The sequence below is a fragment of the Saccharothrix carnea genome (assembly GCF_003014735.1).
Classification (GTDB): domain Bacteria; phylum Actinomycetota; class Actinomycetes; order Mycobacteriales; family Pseudonocardiaceae; genus Actinosynnema; species Actinosynnema carneum.
In genome coordinates this window covers 559269-573648 of the sequence record NZ_PYAX01000003.1, presented here as the reverse complement: position 1 = coordinate 573648, position 14380 = coordinate 559269, and the positions used below count along the sequence as shown (strand labels likewise).

Sequence of the window (14380 nt, the reverse complement as noted above, 5' to 3'; positions counted from 1 at the left end):
CTCACCCCCGTTCACCTCAGCCGGAGGTCCCTTCACGATGCCGCGCCCCAGCGCGCGGCGAGCGCTACTCGTCCGCGGGCTACTTGCCCTCGGCGTGCTCGCCGCGTCCACGTTCACCCTGCTCACCGTCCAACCGCGCCTCGGACTCGACCTGCGCGGCGGCACCCAGATCGTGCTCGAAACACCGTCCGAGGCCACCTCCGACGCCACCGACCGGGCGATGGAGGTGCTGCGCCGCCGGGTCGACGAACTCGGCGTGGCCGAACCCGTGCTGGCCCGGTCCGGGGACCACCGCATCGTGGTCGAACTGCCCGGCGTGCAGGACCCGACCGAGGCCATCGAAGTGCTCGGCCGCACGGCCCAGCTGCGCGTGCAGCCGGTGACCGGGCCCGGCGACGTGCCCACGCCCGAAGGTGACGCGGTCGGCCTCGGCGAGGTCGTGATGACCGGCGAGGGCATCGAGGACGCCCGCGCCACGCCCAACCCGCAGGGCGTCGGCTACCTGGTCGGCGTCGACTTCCAGGGTGACGCGCCGCAGGCGTGGCAGCGGGTGACCGCCGAGGCCGCGTGCTCACCGCCGGGTGACCCGAAGCGGCGGGTGGCGTTCGTGCTGGACGGCGAAGTGGTGTCCGCGCCGCAGGTCGACGTGTCGACGGTGTGCGGCACCGGCATGATCGGCGGCAGCACGTCGATCACCGGGCAGTTCGGCCAGGCCGAGGCCGAGGAGCTGGCGCTGGTGATCCGGTCCGGCGCGCTGCCCGTGCCGGTCGAGGTGGTGGAGCAGCGGACCGTCGGGCCGACGCTCGGCGCGGAGGCGATCGAGGCCAGCGCCCGGGCGGCGATCATCGGCGTGGCGCTGACCGGGCTGTTCCTGGTGTTCGTGTACCGGCTGGCCGGGCTCGTGGCGGTGCTGGCGCTGGGCGGTTACGCGGCCCTGGCGTACGCCGCGATGCTGGCGATCGGCGCCACGTTGACGTTGCCGGGACTGGCCGGGTTCGTGCTGGCCATCGGCATGGCGGTGGACGCCAACGTGCTGGTGTTCGAGAGGTCGCGGGAGGAGTACGCGCGGCGCAAGCGCCTGACCCGGTCGGTGGACGAGGGCTTCCGCGGCGCGCTGAGCGCGGTCGCCGACTCGAACGTGACCACGCTGCTGGCCGCGGGCCTGTTGTTCTGGCTGGCTACGGGGCCGGTGAAGGGGTTCGGCGTCACGCTGTCGATCGGTGTGCTGGCGTCGCTGTTCAGCGCGTTGGTGCTGAGCCGGGTGCTGTTGCAGCTGGTCATGCCGTTGCTGGAACGGCGGCCCCGGTGGAGCGGGCTGCACACGTTGGGGCGGGTGCGCACGTGGCTCACCGCGCGCGGCCTCACGTTGTTCCGGCGGCCTCGGCGCTGGCTGCTCGCCGCCGGTCTCGTGGTGCTCGCGGCCGTGGGCGGCCTGCTCGTGCGCGGGCTGGAGCTGGGCGTCGAGTTCACCGGCGGCCGCGTGCTGGAGTTCACCGCGTCTTCGGTGGACACCGGTCGGGTCCGGGCGGAACTGGCGAGCGCCGGGTTCGCCGACGCGGTCGTGGTGACCTCGGGCTCCGATGGCATCTCGGTGCGCACCGGCCCGATCGACTCGGCCGCGGCCGTGCGGGTCGGCAAGGCCGTCGACCGCGCGACCGGTGGCGCGGAGCAGCTCAGCAACGAGCTGATCGGCCCCAGCCTCGGCTCGGAGCTGCGGCGCAACGCGCTGATCGCGCTGGCCATCGCGGTCGCCGCGCAGCTGGTCTACCTGGCGGTGCGGTTCGACTGGCGGCTCGGCGTGGCCACGGTGGTCGCGCTGGTCACGGACGTGGTCGTGCTGGTCGGTGCGTTCGCGTGGCTGGGCAAGACGGCCGACGCGGTGTTCCTGGCCGCGCTGCTCACCGTGATCGGGTACTCGGTGAACGACTCGGTGGTGGTGTTCGACCGGGTGCGCGAGCTGCGGCGGACGCCGGCGCCGTTCCCCGATGTGATGAGTTCCGCGGTGCTGCAAACCCTGCCGCGCACGGTGAACACGGGTATCGGCGTGCTGTTCGTGCTGGCCGCGCTGCTGGTGCTCGGTGACGGCTCGCTGGCCGACTTCTCCACCGCGCTGCTGATCGGGCTGGTCGCCGGTACGGTCTCGACCGTGTTGACCGCGGCGCCGGTGGCGATCGTGCTGGAGGACCGATGAACACAGGCCACGCGTTGCTCGCGGTCGGCGGTGCGTTCCTGGCCGCCGGTGTCATCGCCCGCGCGGGAGTCCGGATCGGACTGCCGACGATCCCGCTGTTCATGGTGGCGGGCATCCTGTTCGGGCCCAACACGCCCGGTCTGTCGCTTGTGGACGACCCGGGCGAGATGGGCGTCCTGTCCAGCCTCGGCCTGGTGTTCCTGCTGTTCTACCTCGGCCTCGAGTTCTCCGTGGACGACCTGGTGTCGGGCGGGCGCCGGCTCGCGATGGCGGGCGCCGGGTACCTGGTGCTCAACATCGGCGGCGGGCTCGCGTTCGGGTTCGCGCTGGGGTGGGGCACGCGCGAGGCGCTGGTGATCGCCGGGGCGATCGGCATCTCGTCGTCCGCGATCGTGACGAAACTGCTGGTCGAGGCAAGACGGCTGCGCAATCCCGAGTCACGGCTGGTGATGGGCATCATCGTGATCGAGGACGTGTTCCTCGCCCTGTACCTGGCCGTGCTGCAGCCCGTGCTCAGCGGCACGTCCGGGGTGTCCGCGCTGGTGGACTTCGGCAAGGCGTTCGTGTTCCTGCTGGTCCTGGCCGCGATCGCGCGCTGGGGCGGCGGGGTGGTGACCAGGCTGTTCCGCTCGGCGGACGACGAGCTCCTGGTCGTGTGCTTCGTCGGCGTGGCGGTGACGGGTGCGGCTCTCGCGCACGAACTCGGGGTGTCCGACGCGATCGGCGCGTTCATGGTCGGCGCGGTGCTCGGAGGTTCCGGCGTCGCACCCCGCGTGCACAAGCTCGTCCTGCCGCTGCGGGACGCGTTCGGGGCGCTGTTCTTCTTCATCTTCGGGCTGAGCATCGACCCCGGTGCCGTGGGCACCGTCGTGCTGCCGATCCTGGCGGCCGTCGCGGTGACGATCGTGCTGAACCTGGGTGCCGGCCTGTTCGCCGCCAAGCTGCACTCGTTCGACCGTCAGCAGGCCGTCGACATCGGTCTGACCGTGCTGACGCGCGGCGAGTTCTCCCTGGTCCTCGCCGCGATGGCGGTGGCAGCCGGCCTGGACTCCCGCGTCGCACCGTTCGTCGCCGGCTACGTCCTCCTACTGGCCGTCGTGGGCCCGCTGGCCGTCCTGCGCTCGGACCACCTGACCTGGCTCCTGCCGAAACGGCTTTTCGTGTAGCAAGGTGTGCTCATGACCGGATTCGCCGCGTACCAGAACGAGATCTTCTGAGTGCTGTTCTCGCTGACTAGTCCTCTTCGGACTCGGCAAGCCTTTGACCAGCGCAAACTCTCTCGTTAGTTCTCGGTGGTTCTCGTGACCGCCCGACGTTGTACGGCCTGGTGACGGCCTGGAAATTGATCACCACACGGGCGCTGCCCTTGATGCGAACGACGCATCAGGGACAGCGCCCGTCGTGCATTCTGGGCCTGGTGCTGATCGCCAGTGGCCTTCTCGATGGCAAGACGGCGCAGCCGTCGCGGCAGCCGATCGCCGTGCCCAGCCCGACCAGCCGCGTGACCGCGCGATCGTCCCGACCGGTGTCGCTCCCGAGCTGCTTGTGGTTGCGGCCTCCGTGGTGGCGCGCCGCTCCCGGCCACGTGCACCGACTCCGCGCACGGCCGCTGGGCGGAGCGAAGCGGGAGCCCGGCGTGCCGTGATGCGGGGAGTCGGTGCCAACGTGCGCCGGACCCTGCCGCGCGCTGCCGCAGGCGGCGCGCCTTGATCCCATAGAGCTAGATTCGGCAGTACGTCGATGCCGAAGTAACATGCCATAGAGATGGCAACTCTGGGGTAGGAGGATGGGTGTCCGTCGACGAAGTCTCGATTGAAGCGTTTGGTCACTTATTCAAAAATATTCTGCCCGAGTTTGCGGAAAACCTACGTGCGCTCGAGACCGAAGGTGCCATATATGCCGACTTTGCAGACTACGATAGTAGCGGTAAGCATATCGGCACGTTCAGTCGGTATCGGATAAAGTTTACTCCAGCGGAGATTTTCGAGTTCGTCGAGGCGCACCTTGCTCATCAGGAATTTGCTGAAGCGCTGACCTTGACCGGGGATTTTACGGCCGCCGTACTTGCGATCTCTAAGGAAAAATACCGTCGACGAGTCACTGAGTATAGTAATTATGGCAACGGAAGGCTCGCAACCGGCAAGATTGTTGACATTAGAGGTTGTTTTGCAAGTTTTGTCGGTCCTGATATGGAGGCTCTTATCTGTGGAGCGATTCCTGAAAGGTATGAAGCTGTCCCGGAGTTGGGCGGTACGGCCAATCAAAACGAACTTGCCCTGAATGCTTTGAAGTCGATTCCTGTGGCGGTACGCCGACTGCGTGAGCGTGCAAATGGGCGAACGGCGTTTGCGGTCGAGAATGAGTATGATGTCCAGGATCTGACTGAAACTGTCTTGCGAGGGATATTTTCGGATGTCGTCCGGGAAGAGTGGACCCCCAAGGTCGCAGGAGGAGCCAAAAGGATAGATTTGGTTGTACGAAGTGTAGGTATCGTTGTTGAGTGTAAGTATGTGCGGGATCGTAAACATGCCCGCTCCATCGCTGATGAACTCCGGATCGACTTCGAGAGTTACCACGAATATCGACCGTGTAGACAGCTATACGTTTATATTCACGACCCCGGTGCCTTCATTGCTGATCCGGAAGCATTCTGTAGAGACTTGAACGGGATCAGGAAGAAAAAAGATCACGAATTTTCCGTTCTAGTCCTGATAGGTTCCTGATATAGGTATGTAGTCGCTGCCGTGATTTATGTCGTCGGGTTAAGCTTGATGCCTTGCTGTATCAACGCAAGTAGGTTTTTTGCGACTCCGGGCGCAGTAGCGATGGTATGGGCAGATTCGAAGGTATGCTCGACACCGGTGCTGTCTAGTACCAAGGCCCCGGCTTCACGGGCGATTAGCACACCTGCTGCGATATCGTAAGTCTTGTTGGACAGAATTACAGCGCCGTCGATGCGCCCTTCCGCTAGCCACGCAAGGTCATGGGCAGCCGAACCGAACATGCGGATGCGTTCGACCTTGGCGGCGAGTGCTGCTGTCAGTGCTATGCGTTGATTGTTTTTCTCATCTGAATCTTCGCCGGTCGCATAGTCGCCGATGGCGATCATCGATTTCGGAAGTTCGGTCGTCTTGCTGACGTGGATCGCGTGGCCGTTGACGTGTGCGCCGCGCCCCTCGACCGCTGAGTAGTGCAGTCCCATGTACGGAAGCACGATTGCGGCGACGATGGCACGATCTGCGTTTGTGAGCGCTAGGGAGACTCCGCAAAGTGGGATTCCGTGGACGAAGTTCGCTGTGCCGTCGATCGGATCGAGTGTCCAGAAGTGCTCGCTGCCCGCTGCCTGTTCACTCGAGCCTTCTTCCTCACCCACGAACCCGATCTCTGGCGTGGCTTCGGCCAGGTAGGCGCGCACGGCGCGCTCGATCCGCACGTCAACGTCGGTGTAGGTGTCGCGATCGGACTTCTCGGTGACGACCTCGGGGCGGGTGTGCTTGATCAAATCGTCGCCAATGCTCACAGCTTTCTGCGCGATTTCAGCTAGTTCGTCGAGGGGGCGCATCACGCGGTCTCCTTTGCGCGGTTCCACATGGAGTCGAACACCTGAGAGAAGGTGGCGAACAAGCCGGGTACCGCGTCATCCTTCTCGATCACGAAGGTAGGGGATTCGACGCCTCGGGCGTCGGGCAAGTAAGGCTGGACCACGCACTTCGCCTGGTCGGTGATGAGGATGTTGTAGCGAAGTGGTTCGTCGTAGATGCGGATGTGGAGCTGGCCGCGTGCGTCGGGTGAGATCTTGGCTCCGACTCGGCGGAGGGCTTCGATGTTGAGGCGGGTGAGCATGGAGAGGTGGCCTTCGGGTAGGCCCTCTTCGTGTTCGCGGGCGGTGATGTTGTGGCCGTTGGGGTCGAGGAAGAGGGCCTTGATGGTGGTGCCGGTTTCGATGGAGTCGAGTAGGGCCTTATCGGAGTACTGCTGGCACAGGACGTTGAGGGACAGGCCTGCGATGTCGATGTTCTTGGCGCCTTCGAAGAGGTCGCGTGGGGTGACGTTGTGGAGGAACTCGGTTCGGCTGGGGTAGACGGCGGTGACGTCGGCCAGGCGGGCCTGTTGGGGCATCTGGACCGGGCGCGGTACGGGGTGGGTGGAAGCCGCGGTTCGTTGGGGTGGGGTGATGAGGCTGTCGGTGTCGCCCTCGTGTGGTGACAGGAGTTGTTCGGCGGTCCAGCCGGGGAACATCTTTTCGAGGATGCGGCAGTGGTCGGCGTAGGGCAGGCCGAGTAGGTCGCCGGACAGCCAGCGGTAGAACTGGGCCTTGCTGGGGTAGCGGCCGATCAGGTCGGTGTCGAGCTGCTTGGCGACGCGGTCGTACTCCTTGCAGAAGGTGCGGTAGCCCTGCATGTGGCGTTGTCGGAGCAGGACTCTCAAGAGTGTGGACTCTGTGGCCATGTGGTCTCCCCCCACGTGGTTCCTTCGGCCGAGGCTAGCACCGGGACGAGACCAAGACGAGACTCGTTGAGATCGACACGCGGGCGGTACGCGGCAGGTGAGACCGCTGCGGACCTGGGACGGGACCATTGGCCAACGAATCTGAATGGGCAAGCCGCGACAGAGCGGCACCAGTCAGAGGAGTGAAGCTGATGGCGATCAGCAAGGGGTACCGGTTCCCCGTCTCGTTCGATGATGCGTTCCCTCAGGGCCTGGTGATGGTCGGGGAGGTCATGCCGGACACGGAGTACCAGACGCGGGACGAGAGGGCGGCCGGTCGGCCGGTGCGTCAGCGGGTGGACGAGGCGACCGGTAAGCGGCAGTGGAAGGTCACGGTCACCGATCCGCACGAGCCCAACGCCAAGCGCAAGAGCTTCGAGATCACGTTGCTGGCCGATGTGCAGCCGGTGCCGACCACGGGTGAGGTGTTGCCGGGGATGCGGCCGGTCGAGTTGGACGGGCTGACGGCTGAGCCGCGCATCGCGGGCAACGGGGAGTTCAAGTACCAGTCGTTCCTGTTCCGGGCGACCGGGTTCCGGGCGGCGGGTAAGGCGGCTGGCCCGGCTCCGGCCGGTGGCAAGGCGAACGGTGGCAGCGCTGAGGCCAAGGCGGCATGAGCCGTGTCGGATCTTCAGCAACTGACCGTGCAGTGGCAGGCGGCGTACCGGGCCTACACCGAGGCGCACGAGGCGAATCGGTACGTCGCGGCCGATGATCCGGCGGCTGCGGCTCGGATCGCGCCGACCTATCGGCGGGTGGCGTGGTTGTGGCGGCAGCTCGCGGCGTTGGAGAGCACGCCGTGGTGGGCCAAGGCGGCGGCGCTGCACGCGGCCGAGACGTTCGACCACCAGACCGACGTCAACGAGCGCGTTGCCGGTGGTGATCGGGCGGCCGGTGGTCATCGTGTGCACGCGCCGGTCGAGGGGGTGAGCGGTCGTGGCGAGGACCAAGCCTGACCGGTGGGCGGCGGCGTACGCGGTGACGTTGCTTAAGGACGCACACGAGGCATTGACGCATCTGATGCCCGCGCCGGATGCGTCGCCTGATGTGTGGCGTGAGTTCTACCTGCGGTCGGCCGAGGTGTACGCGCGGGTCGCGGAAGTTGATCGAGGTCACCACCACGAGGCGCTGTATTGGGCCAAGCGCGAGGGTGCCAAGGCTGAGGGGGTTGAGTCGGATGAGCGTTGATCAGGCTGTGGAGCGGGGTCGTCGTCGGCCGAACGGTGTCGGCGGTCTGCCCCGTGTGGTGCGTGACGGTCTCCCGTTGGAGAGGCTGTCTGATTCGGGGTACAAGCCGTTCATGTTCGAGGCGGTGATGCGCCGGCTCGTCGGCTACCCGCACGAGGAGTGGTCGTTGCGGTCGTTGGCGCGGTCCGTGGAACTGCCGTACTCGGTGGTGCGCCACATCTGCAACGACCTGGTGGAGCTGGGGCACGTGACCGTCGACCAGGAGACGTTGCAAGGAGCGAGAGTGGTTGGGCCACTCCGACCCGGCCTTCACGATGCGGGTCTACACGCACCTTCTGCCGTCCAGCAGCGATCGCACCCGAAATGCGGTCGATCGTGTGCTTGCGGGGGAGGTGGATGGGAACGAGCATGATCCGCAGACCGACGACGCGGACGGTTCCGCAGACGGCCTGTAGACGGCCTGAGCGGGGGATGGGGCACAAAGTGACTGGTCAGTTCGCTGCCTACCAGAACGAGATCTACCTGCAAGGGCTGGCGGGGAACGTGCCGCCGTTCACCACGGATCCCGGAGCGCTGGAGGCGTCCGCCCGGGAACGGCTCGGGCCGGGGCCGTTCTGGTACGTGGCGGGTGCGGCTGGTGGGGGTGCGACCGCCCGGGCGAACCGGGAGGCGTTCGACGATTGGCGGATCGTGCCCCGGATGCTCACCAACGCCACCGAGCGGCACCTCGGGACGTCGTTGCTGGGCACCGAGATGCCCGCGCCGGTGTTGCTGGCGCCCGTTGGCGTGCAGTCGATCCTCCACCCGGACGGCGAGTTGGCGACCGCCCGTGCGGCGGCGGAGCTGGGTGTGCCGTTCGTGCTGTCGACTGCGTCCTCGCACACGATCGAGGAGGTCGCCGAGGCGGCCGGTGACGCGGCGCGGTGGTTCCAGCTCTACTGGCCGAACGACCCGGACGTGGCGGCGAGCATCCTGGACCGGGCGCGCGGGGCCGGGTACCGGGTCCTCGTCGTCACGCTCGACACGTGGACGCTGGCGTGGCGCCCGCACGACCTCGACCGGTCCTACCTGCCGTTCCTGCGCGGTGTCGGCACGGCGATCCCGTTCTCCGACCCGGCGTTCCGGGCGGGGCTCGCCGCGTCACCCGAGGACGACCTGCCGATGGCGATCCTGCGGTGGGTGCAGCTGTTCACCGGCACCGACAAGTCGTGGGACCAGCTGTCGTTCCTGCGCGAGCACTGGGACGGGCCGATCGTGCTCAAGGGCATCCAGCACGTGGACGACGCGCGCAAGGCCGTGGACGCGGGGGTGGACGGGATCGTCGTGTCCAACCACGGCGGACGGCAGGTCGACGGCGCGGTCGGGTCGCTGGAGGTACTGCCGGAGATCGCCGACGCGGTCGGTGAGCAGGTCGAGGTGCTGTTCGACTCCGGCATCCGCGGCGGCGCGGACATCGTCAAGGCGCTGGCGCTGGGCGCGAAGGCCGTGCTCGTCGGCCGTCCGTTCGCCTACGGCCTGGCGCACGGCGGTCAGGTCGGCGTCCGGCACGTGCTGCGCAGCCTGCTCGCCGACTTCGACCTGACGCTGGGCCTGTCCGGGCACCGCAGCCCGGCCGAGCTCAACCGCGAGGCGCTGCGTCGGCGCTGAGCTGCCGCAACCGGTTCTGCAACGTGGTGAAGTCGGCCGGCTGCACGGTGATCCACGGCGTGCCGTCGCCGCCGGTCGTCTTCGCCGACAGGTAGCGGCCGGTGATCGTGTCGAAGTACGTCAACGGCGCCGCGCACCGCTGCTTGCGGCCGAAGCGGTCACGTCGTGCGGCGTACAGCTGGCCGCCGCCGGTGCGCTGCTCGGCGAGCAGCTTGCGCACCTGCTGCGCCTCGGACACGTGCGCCCCGGTCGGCCTGCTGGCCTGCAGGAACGACCCACCGTCCTCGTCCGGCCGCGGCCTGCGCGGCTGGTCGTTCAAGGCGTCCGCGGGCAGCGAGATCACGCCGCCGCGCCCCGGCTTGGCCTCCGGCAGCGCGGACACCAGGGACTGCACCACGTCCTCGACCCGGACCGGCTCCAGCACGAAGTGCTTGTCCGCCCGCAGCACCACGCGCAGCGCGTCGTCACCCGACTGCACCACCAGGGCGGTGCGCGTCTCGTCGTCGCCCTGGTTGAAGAACGCGTAGTACTCGGTGCTCGCGTCCGAGATCAGGCGCAGCGACCGGCTCAGGTCGGCGTGCACCTGCCTGCCGCGGGCCAGGCCGAGCCGTTCCAGCTCGGCCCAACCACGCCGGGCGAGGTCGGCCAGCACCGTGACGTCACCCTCGGCGAGCTGGTCGTCGTCGAAGTCGACCTGGGCCAGCAGCGCGTTGTGCAGCGTCGGCAGACCTTCGGCCTGCCAGGCGTTGTAGAGCGCGACGACCGGGATGGCCACCCTGGTGCGCAGCACTTTCCCCCCTGTTCCCGCTATTCACCGATGACCGGTGGAGCCACCATCGTGCCGTCGCCGAAGACGTCCTCGGTCTCCTGCAGGTACGACGCGGCCTTGTGCTCCGTGTCCTCTTCACCCTGACCGCGGCCGCCACCGGCGCCCATGCCCGCGGCACCCATGCCGGCCGCACCGGGCCCACCACGCCCACCGGCCGCACCACCGGGCCCGAACCCGCCGGCGCCACCGGGACCGAAGCCACCACGGCCGTCGCCGGGCCCCATCGCGCCGGACATGCCGCCGGGCCCGAACCCACCCGGGCCCATGCCACCGGGACCGCCGCCCATGCCGGGGATTCGACCAGCACCGATGCCACCACCACCGCCACCGCCGCCCCCGCGGCTACCGCCACCACCGCCACCGGGAACGCCGGGGCCCGTGGGGACGCGCGGCACGCCCGGCGGCGTCGTCGGCGGCCGGTTGCGCGGGTTGTTGGGGTTGCGCGGATCGTTCGGATTGCGCGGGTCGTACGGCAACCGCGGGTCATAGGGCAACCGCGGGTCGTACGGTTGCCGCGGGTCCGTCGGCAGCTGCGGCGGCCGGTACCCGATGTCGGGCTGGGGCCGGTTGGTGTCGGGGTTGACCCACGACGGCTTGGTCGTGTTGTCACCACCCGTGCTGCCGGGTCCCGGGATGGTGGGGTCGGTCCACGAGGGCTTCGTCGTCCCCGTGTTCGTGCTGCTGTCACCCGTGCCGTCACCGTCCCCGGTGCCCGTGCGGTCGTCCTTGCCCTTGCCGGGCTTGGGCGGCGGGATCTCGATCTTCTCCTTCTCGACGTTCGCCCCGATCTCCTCGGGTGACTGGAACGTCGGCATGCTCGCGGTCGCGGAGTTCGCCGTGTTGCCGTAGGAGCTGAGCACGGTGACGTTGTGCGAGTTGACCTGCTGGCTCTGCTCGACCGCGTCGTCGTAGTCCGTGTCCCACGGGACGACGCCGTTGTACCAGGGCTTGTCGGGCACGTCGACGGGCTTCTGCAGGCTGTCCTTGGCCTGCCGGAACGCACGGCTGATCTCGGCCGTGTTCTCGCCTGCCGTGTCGGCGCTGGTGCTCGCCGTGTCGGACCAACTGGCCAGCGGCGTGGTGGAGGCACGCGCCTGATCGCCGGCCGCACCTTCCCAAGCCGCGCCGGATGCCCGGACGGCCTCGTTGATCAGGTCGCTGATCTCGACTTGGCCCTTGGCGACATTCCGCCACGCCTCCTGGCCTGAGTCGGTGGTCTGTTCGGGCCCTTTGCCGTCGTGGAACCAGCCGTAGATCTTTTCGGCGCCCATCCCCATCTGAAGGAGCACGAAGCCCCCCAGGTCCATGTCCACATCGCCGGCCATGTCCCTACCCCTTCAGGTTTCCGACAATCGTCTCCGCTATGGCGCTGGAGACGGAGCACGGGTTGGTGTACTCGGGCAGCTTCTCGTCGTTCACATGGATCTGAACGACGAAGCCTTCACCCTTGGCCGTGCCGACGGCGGTCGAGCAGGAGCCGCTCTTCGCGTCGGTGGGGTCACCGTTCACCGCCGGGTATCCGGCCACCTCGATCGGCTCGAAGACCGGGTTCTTGTCGCGGTTCTCGTAAAAGCCTTCGAGCCCGTTGGTCTTGTCCAGGAACGTGGCGCTGAAGCTGGTGCCGTCGACCCGGTCGTCGGGCCGCCACTGGCAGGTGGTGCCGGCGGGGTCATTGCGCTCGGTGCCCGGCTTGGTCACGCCGCGGGTAGCCAACTGATCGCTTTTGAGCAACGCACACGGGCCGCCGAACTTCGTCACGTCCAGCTCCGGGCCGGTGATCTCGGGCACGTCGCTGTTGCCGGACGGTTCGGTGGTCTGACCGCCCGCGGTAGCGGTCGTGGTGGTGGTCGCGGGTGTCGGTGTGCCCTCCATGGAGCAACCGGTCAGCGCCGTGAGGGCTGCTGCGGAGAGTACTGCCAGCACTGCTCGCCGCACGGTTACTTCCCTTCGCCGCTGAAGGCGTCTGCGGTCGCCTGGTCCTGATTCTTGTAGGACTCCAGGGACGCTTGGATGTTGTTGATGGTGTTGTTCAGAGCTTTGTAAGCCTCTTGGTTGGCCCACCCATAGCCACCCACCTCGGTTCCGCCTGCGCGCTGGATCGCGAGGGCGGCGAACCCGCTGTACGGGTCCTTGCCGGGTGAGGAGATGTTACTGAGCTGGTATGACTGGTCGAACAGCTCTTGCAGCCGGTCACGTGCCTCGACCAGACCGTCGATCAGCTTCTGCGCCTGCTGTGGGTCGACGCTGAAGTGGGTTTGGCTCGCCACCAGGCCTGCGCCTGAACCCGATGGTCCGGCCGACACGGTGTCGGCGACGAAACCGATCCGCTTGACGCCCCCGCCGCCTCCGGCGTCCAACATCGTCGTGCTCCCCTCACGCTGAACTGCCCCAAGTGATGATGGCACAGGGCCTCGGCCCCGTTGGGGCTATCGCGACGGTTACTCCTGCCGGGGGATGGACGTCCGATCCGTTCAAGACGGCGGGCCGCGGACGGGCCTACCGTCTGGCGCATGATCGAAGCAGCTCGTTCCTTCATGTGGCTCAACGCGCGCGTCCTCGAGCAGCGGCGGTTCCGGTACCTGTTCGACGGTGGGCCGGGGGATGCCGTGGTGACGGCCGTGTTGGCGTACCGCAACGACGACGGCGGGTTCGGGCACGCCCTGGAGCCTGACGGGCGTGGGCCGGACAGTCAGCCGTTGCACACCTACACCGCGTTGTCCCTGCTGGAAGAGGTCGGCGACACCGAGTACGCGCGGTCCGCGTGCGACTTCCTCACCACGATCACCAACGCCGACGGTGGGGTGCCGAACTGCCTGGACACCGGGCACGACGGTCTGCGGGCGCCGTGGTGGCAGCCCTCCGGCGACTCCGACCTGCTGGTCACGGGCCTGCTGGCGAGCGTCCTGCACGAGATGGGTGTCGAGCACACCTGGCTGGACGGTGCCACCGCGTTCTGCCGGCGGCGCATCACCGACCTGACCAAGACGCACCCCTACGAGGCCAACGCGTGCGCCCGCTTCCTCGACCACGTGCCCGACCGGCCGTGGGCGGAACGGGCGGCGGAGCGGTTGGGCACGTTGGTGCGCGAGCAAGGGCTGGTGGACCTGGGCGACGGGCAGGCGCACGAGGGGTACGCGGCGGGGGAGACGCACAAGCCGCACCACTACGCGCCGACGCCGGACAGCCTGGCCCGGAAGTGGTTCGGCGACGACGAGATCGACGCGGACCTCGACGCGTTGGCCTCGGGCCAGCGGGACGACGGCGGGTGGACGTTCCCGTGGCCCGCCTGGACCCCGGTGACGACCTTCGAGTGGCGCCCCGTGGTGACCATCGAGGCGTTGCTGACGCTGCGCGCCTACGACCGGATCAGCTGACCCAGCGGCACGCCCGCCAGCTCGCGCACCTCGCGCGCCAGGTGTGCCTGGTCGGCGTACCCGGTGCGGTGGGCGATGTCGGCGAACGGCACGCCCTCCCACGCCAGCTTGACCGCCCGGTCGAACCGCAGCACGCGGTGCAGCACCTTGGGTCCGTAGCCGAACGCGGCCAGGCTGCGCCGGTGCAGTTGCCGGGTGCTGAGGCCCAGCGTCCGCGCCAGGTCGCCGACGTTGCCCGAGAACGACGCGATGGCACCCACCGCGGGATCCGGCGGCGTCTCCCGCAGCCGTGCCAGCGCGGCTGACGCCAACACCGAGCACGGGTCCGACGCCGCACCCAGGGCGTCCTCCAGCCGGGACGACGGCCCCCACAGCTCCGACAGCGGAACTCGCTGGTCACGCAGCTCCACCGCGGGCAGGCCGAACGCCGAGGGCCCCACACCCGGACCGAACCGCACGCCGAACAGCGTCCCGGGCGCCGTGGACGTCACGTGCCCGACCGTGTCCGGCCCGGCCACGTGCAGCTGCCCGGTGGCGGTCGAGTAGATGATGTCGGTGCACCCGTCCGGCACGACCCGCCCCACGGCGGCCGACGACGTGGTCCGTCGCCACACGCAGGCCAGACCGGGGAACGGGCGTTCCGCGTACACGTCGACGATGGTA

General features: G+C 68.1%; 15 protein-coding genes. 8 read left to right on the top strand and 7 right to left on the bottom strand.

Annotated elements, in window-relative coordinates; genetic code table 11:
• Positions 1-37 precede the first annotated feature (37 nt).
• The 3 genes from secD (at position 38) to B0I31_RS39955 (ending at position 4914) form a co-directional block, all read left to right on the top strand.
• Positions 38-2191 (top strand): protein translocase subunit SecD, encoded by a 2154-nt coding sequence (secD, locus tag B0I31_RS10960; protein WP_106615194.1) that lies wholly within the window; start codon positions 38-40, stop codon positions 2189-2191.
• Positions 2188-3357: a cation:proton antiporter gene (locus B0I31_RS10955; RefSeq protein WP_106615193.1), complete on the top strand. Its 1170-nt coding sequence runs from the start codon at positions 2188-2190 to the stop codon at positions 3355-3357. The genes secD and B0I31_RS10955 overlap by 4 nt, the downstream gene beginning before the upstream one ends.
• 624 nt (positions 3358-3981) lie before the next feature.
• On the top strand, positions 3982-4914 hold the full coding sequence (locus tag B0I31_RS39955; protein ID WP_146173804.1) for a PD-(D/E)XK nuclease domain-containing protein: 933 nt from the start codon (positions 3982-3984) through the stop codon (positions 4912-4914).
• Positions 4915-4940: 26 nt separating this feature from the next.
• Here the strand turns inward: B0I31_RS39955 and B0I31_RS10950 are convergent, their stop codons facing one another.
• Both B0I31_RS10950 and B0I31_RS10945 read right to left on the bottom strand, forming a co-directional pair.
• Positions 4941-5753 carry an inositol monophosphatase family protein gene (locus B0I31_RS10950; protein WP_106615435.1) on the bottom strand — a complete coding sequence of 271 codons (813 nt, stop codon included), beginning with the start codon at positions 5751-5753 and terminating at the stop codon, positions 4941-4943.
• Positions 5753-6640, bottom strand: coding sequence for a DUF5919 domain-containing protein (locus tag B0I31_RS10945; RefSeq protein ID WP_106615434.1), 888 nt, complete (start codon positions 6638-6640; stop codon positions 5753-5755). Before B0I31_RS10945 ends, B0I31_RS10950 begins: the two co-directional genes overlap by 1 nt.
• 191 nt (positions 6641-6831) lie before the next feature.
• On the opposite strand from B0I31_RS10945, the gene B0I31_RS10940 reads away from it, so the two are divergent.
• The 4 genes from B0I31_RS10940 to B0I31_RS10925 all read left to right on the top strand — a co-directional run bounded on the left by B0I31_RS10940 (position 6832) and on the right by B0I31_RS10925 (position 9514).
• Positions 6832-7296: a hypothetical protein gene (locus B0I31_RS10940; RefSeq protein WP_106615192.1), complete on the top strand. Its 465-nt coding sequence runs from the start codon at positions 6832-6834 to the stop codon at positions 7294-7296.
• A gap of 3 nt (positions 7297-7299) precedes the next feature.
• Positions 7300-7635: a hypothetical protein gene (locus B0I31_RS10935; RefSeq protein ID WP_146173803.1), complete on the top strand. Its 336-nt coding sequence runs from the start codon at positions 7300-7302 to the stop codon at positions 7633-7635.
• On the top strand, positions 7616-7867 hold the full coding sequence (locus B0I31_RS10930; RefSeq protein ID WP_245949802.1) for an AMED_5909 family protein: 252 nt from the start codon (positions 7616-7618) through the stop codon (positions 7865-7867). Before B0I31_RS10935 ends, B0I31_RS10930 begins: the two co-directional genes overlap by 20 nt.
• A gap of 483 nt (positions 7868-8350) precedes the next feature.
• Positions 8351-9514, top strand: a complete 1164-nt coding sequence (locus B0I31_RS10925) for a lactate 2-monooxygenase (RefSeq protein WP_181320097.1) — start codon at positions 8351-8353, stop codon at positions 9512-9514.
• Here the strand turns inward: B0I31_RS10925 and B0I31_RS10920 are convergent.
• Genes B0I31_RS10920 through B0I31_RS10905 form a run of 4 tightly spaced genes read right to left on the bottom strand, consistent with a single transcriptional unit; the run spans position 9486 to position 12703 of the window.
• Positions 9486-10304: an ESX secretion-associated protein EspG gene (locus B0I31_RS10920; RefSeq protein ID WP_181320096.1), complete on the bottom strand. Its 819-nt coding sequence runs from the start codon at positions 10302-10304 to the stop codon at positions 9486-9488. The two genes, B0I31_RS10925 and B0I31_RS10920, sit on opposite strands and share 29 nt — an antisense overlap.
• 17 nt (positions 10305-10321) lie before the next feature.
• The gene (locus B0I31_RS10915; RefSeq protein ID WP_106615188.1) at positions 10322-11668 is read right to left on the bottom strand and encodes a PPE domain-containing protein; all 1347 of its coding nucleotides are present in this window, start codon (positions 11666-11668) and stop codon (positions 10322-10324) included.
• A 4-nt stretch (positions 11669-11672) separates the two neighbouring features.
• A complete protein-coding gene (locus tag B0I31_RS10910; protein ID WP_146173802.1) occupies positions 11673-12278 on the bottom strand; it encodes a DUF3558 domain-containing protein in 606 nt (201 codons plus the stop codon).
• 2 nt (positions 12279-12280) lie between these two features.
• Entirely contained in the window at positions 12281-12703 is a 423-nt protein-coding gene (locus B0I31_RS10905) for a hypothetical protein (RefSeq protein WP_106615186.1), read from the bottom strand.
• A gap of 150 nt (positions 12704-12853) precedes the next feature.
• On the opposite strand from B0I31_RS10905, the gene B0I31_RS10900 reads away from it, so the two are divergent.
• On the top strand, positions 12854-13717 hold the full coding sequence (locus B0I31_RS10900) for a hypothetical protein (protein ID WP_106615185.1): 864 nt from the start codon (positions 12854-12856) through the stop codon (positions 13715-13717).
• Here the strand turns inward: B0I31_RS10900 and B0I31_RS10895 are convergent.
• Positions 13699-14367, bottom strand: a complete 669-nt coding sequence (locus B0I31_RS10895; RefSeq protein ID WP_106615184.1) for a helix-turn-helix domain-containing protein — start codon at positions 14365-14367, stop codon at positions 13699-13701. The two genes, B0I31_RS10900 and B0I31_RS10895, sit on opposite strands and share 19 nt — an antisense overlap.
• Between the last annotated feature and the right edge of the window lie 13 nt (positions 14368-14380).

Bases quoted from the DNA above. Each gene is read 5' to 3' on its own strand.
- B0I31_RS10905 (WP_106615186.1), bottom strand. From the start codon at position 12,703: ATGTTGGACGCCGGAGGCGGCGGGGGCGTCAAGCGGATCGGTTTCGTC.
- B0I31_RS10950 (WP_106615435.1), bottom strand. From the start codon at position 5,753: ATGCGCCCCCTCGACGAACTAGCTGAAATCGCGCAGAAAGCTGTGAGC.
- B0I31_RS10900 (WP_106615185.1), top strand. From the start codon at position 12,854: ATGATCGAAGCAGCTCGTTCCTTCATGTGGCTCAACGCGCGCGTCCTC.
- B0I31_RS10940 (WP_106615192.1), top strand. From the start codon at position 6,832: ATGGCGATCAGCAAGGGGTACCGGTTCCCCGTCTCGTTCGATGATGCG.
- B0I31_RS10915 (WP_106615188.1), bottom strand. From the start codon at position 11,668: ATGGCCGGCGATGTGGACATGGACCTGGGGGGCTTCGTGCTCCTTCAG.
- B0I31_RS10955 (WP_106615193.1), top strand. From the start codon at position 2,188: ATGAACACAGGCCACGCGTTGCTCGCGGTCGGCGGTGCGTTCCTGGCC.
- B0I31_RS10945 (WP_106615434.1), bottom strand. From the start codon at position 6,640: ATGGCCACAGAGTCCACACTCTTGAGAGTCCTGCTCCGACAACGCCAC.
- secD (WP_106615194.1), top strand. From the start codon at position 38: ATGCCGCGCCCCAGCGCGCGGCGAGCGCTACTCGTCCGCGGGCTACTT.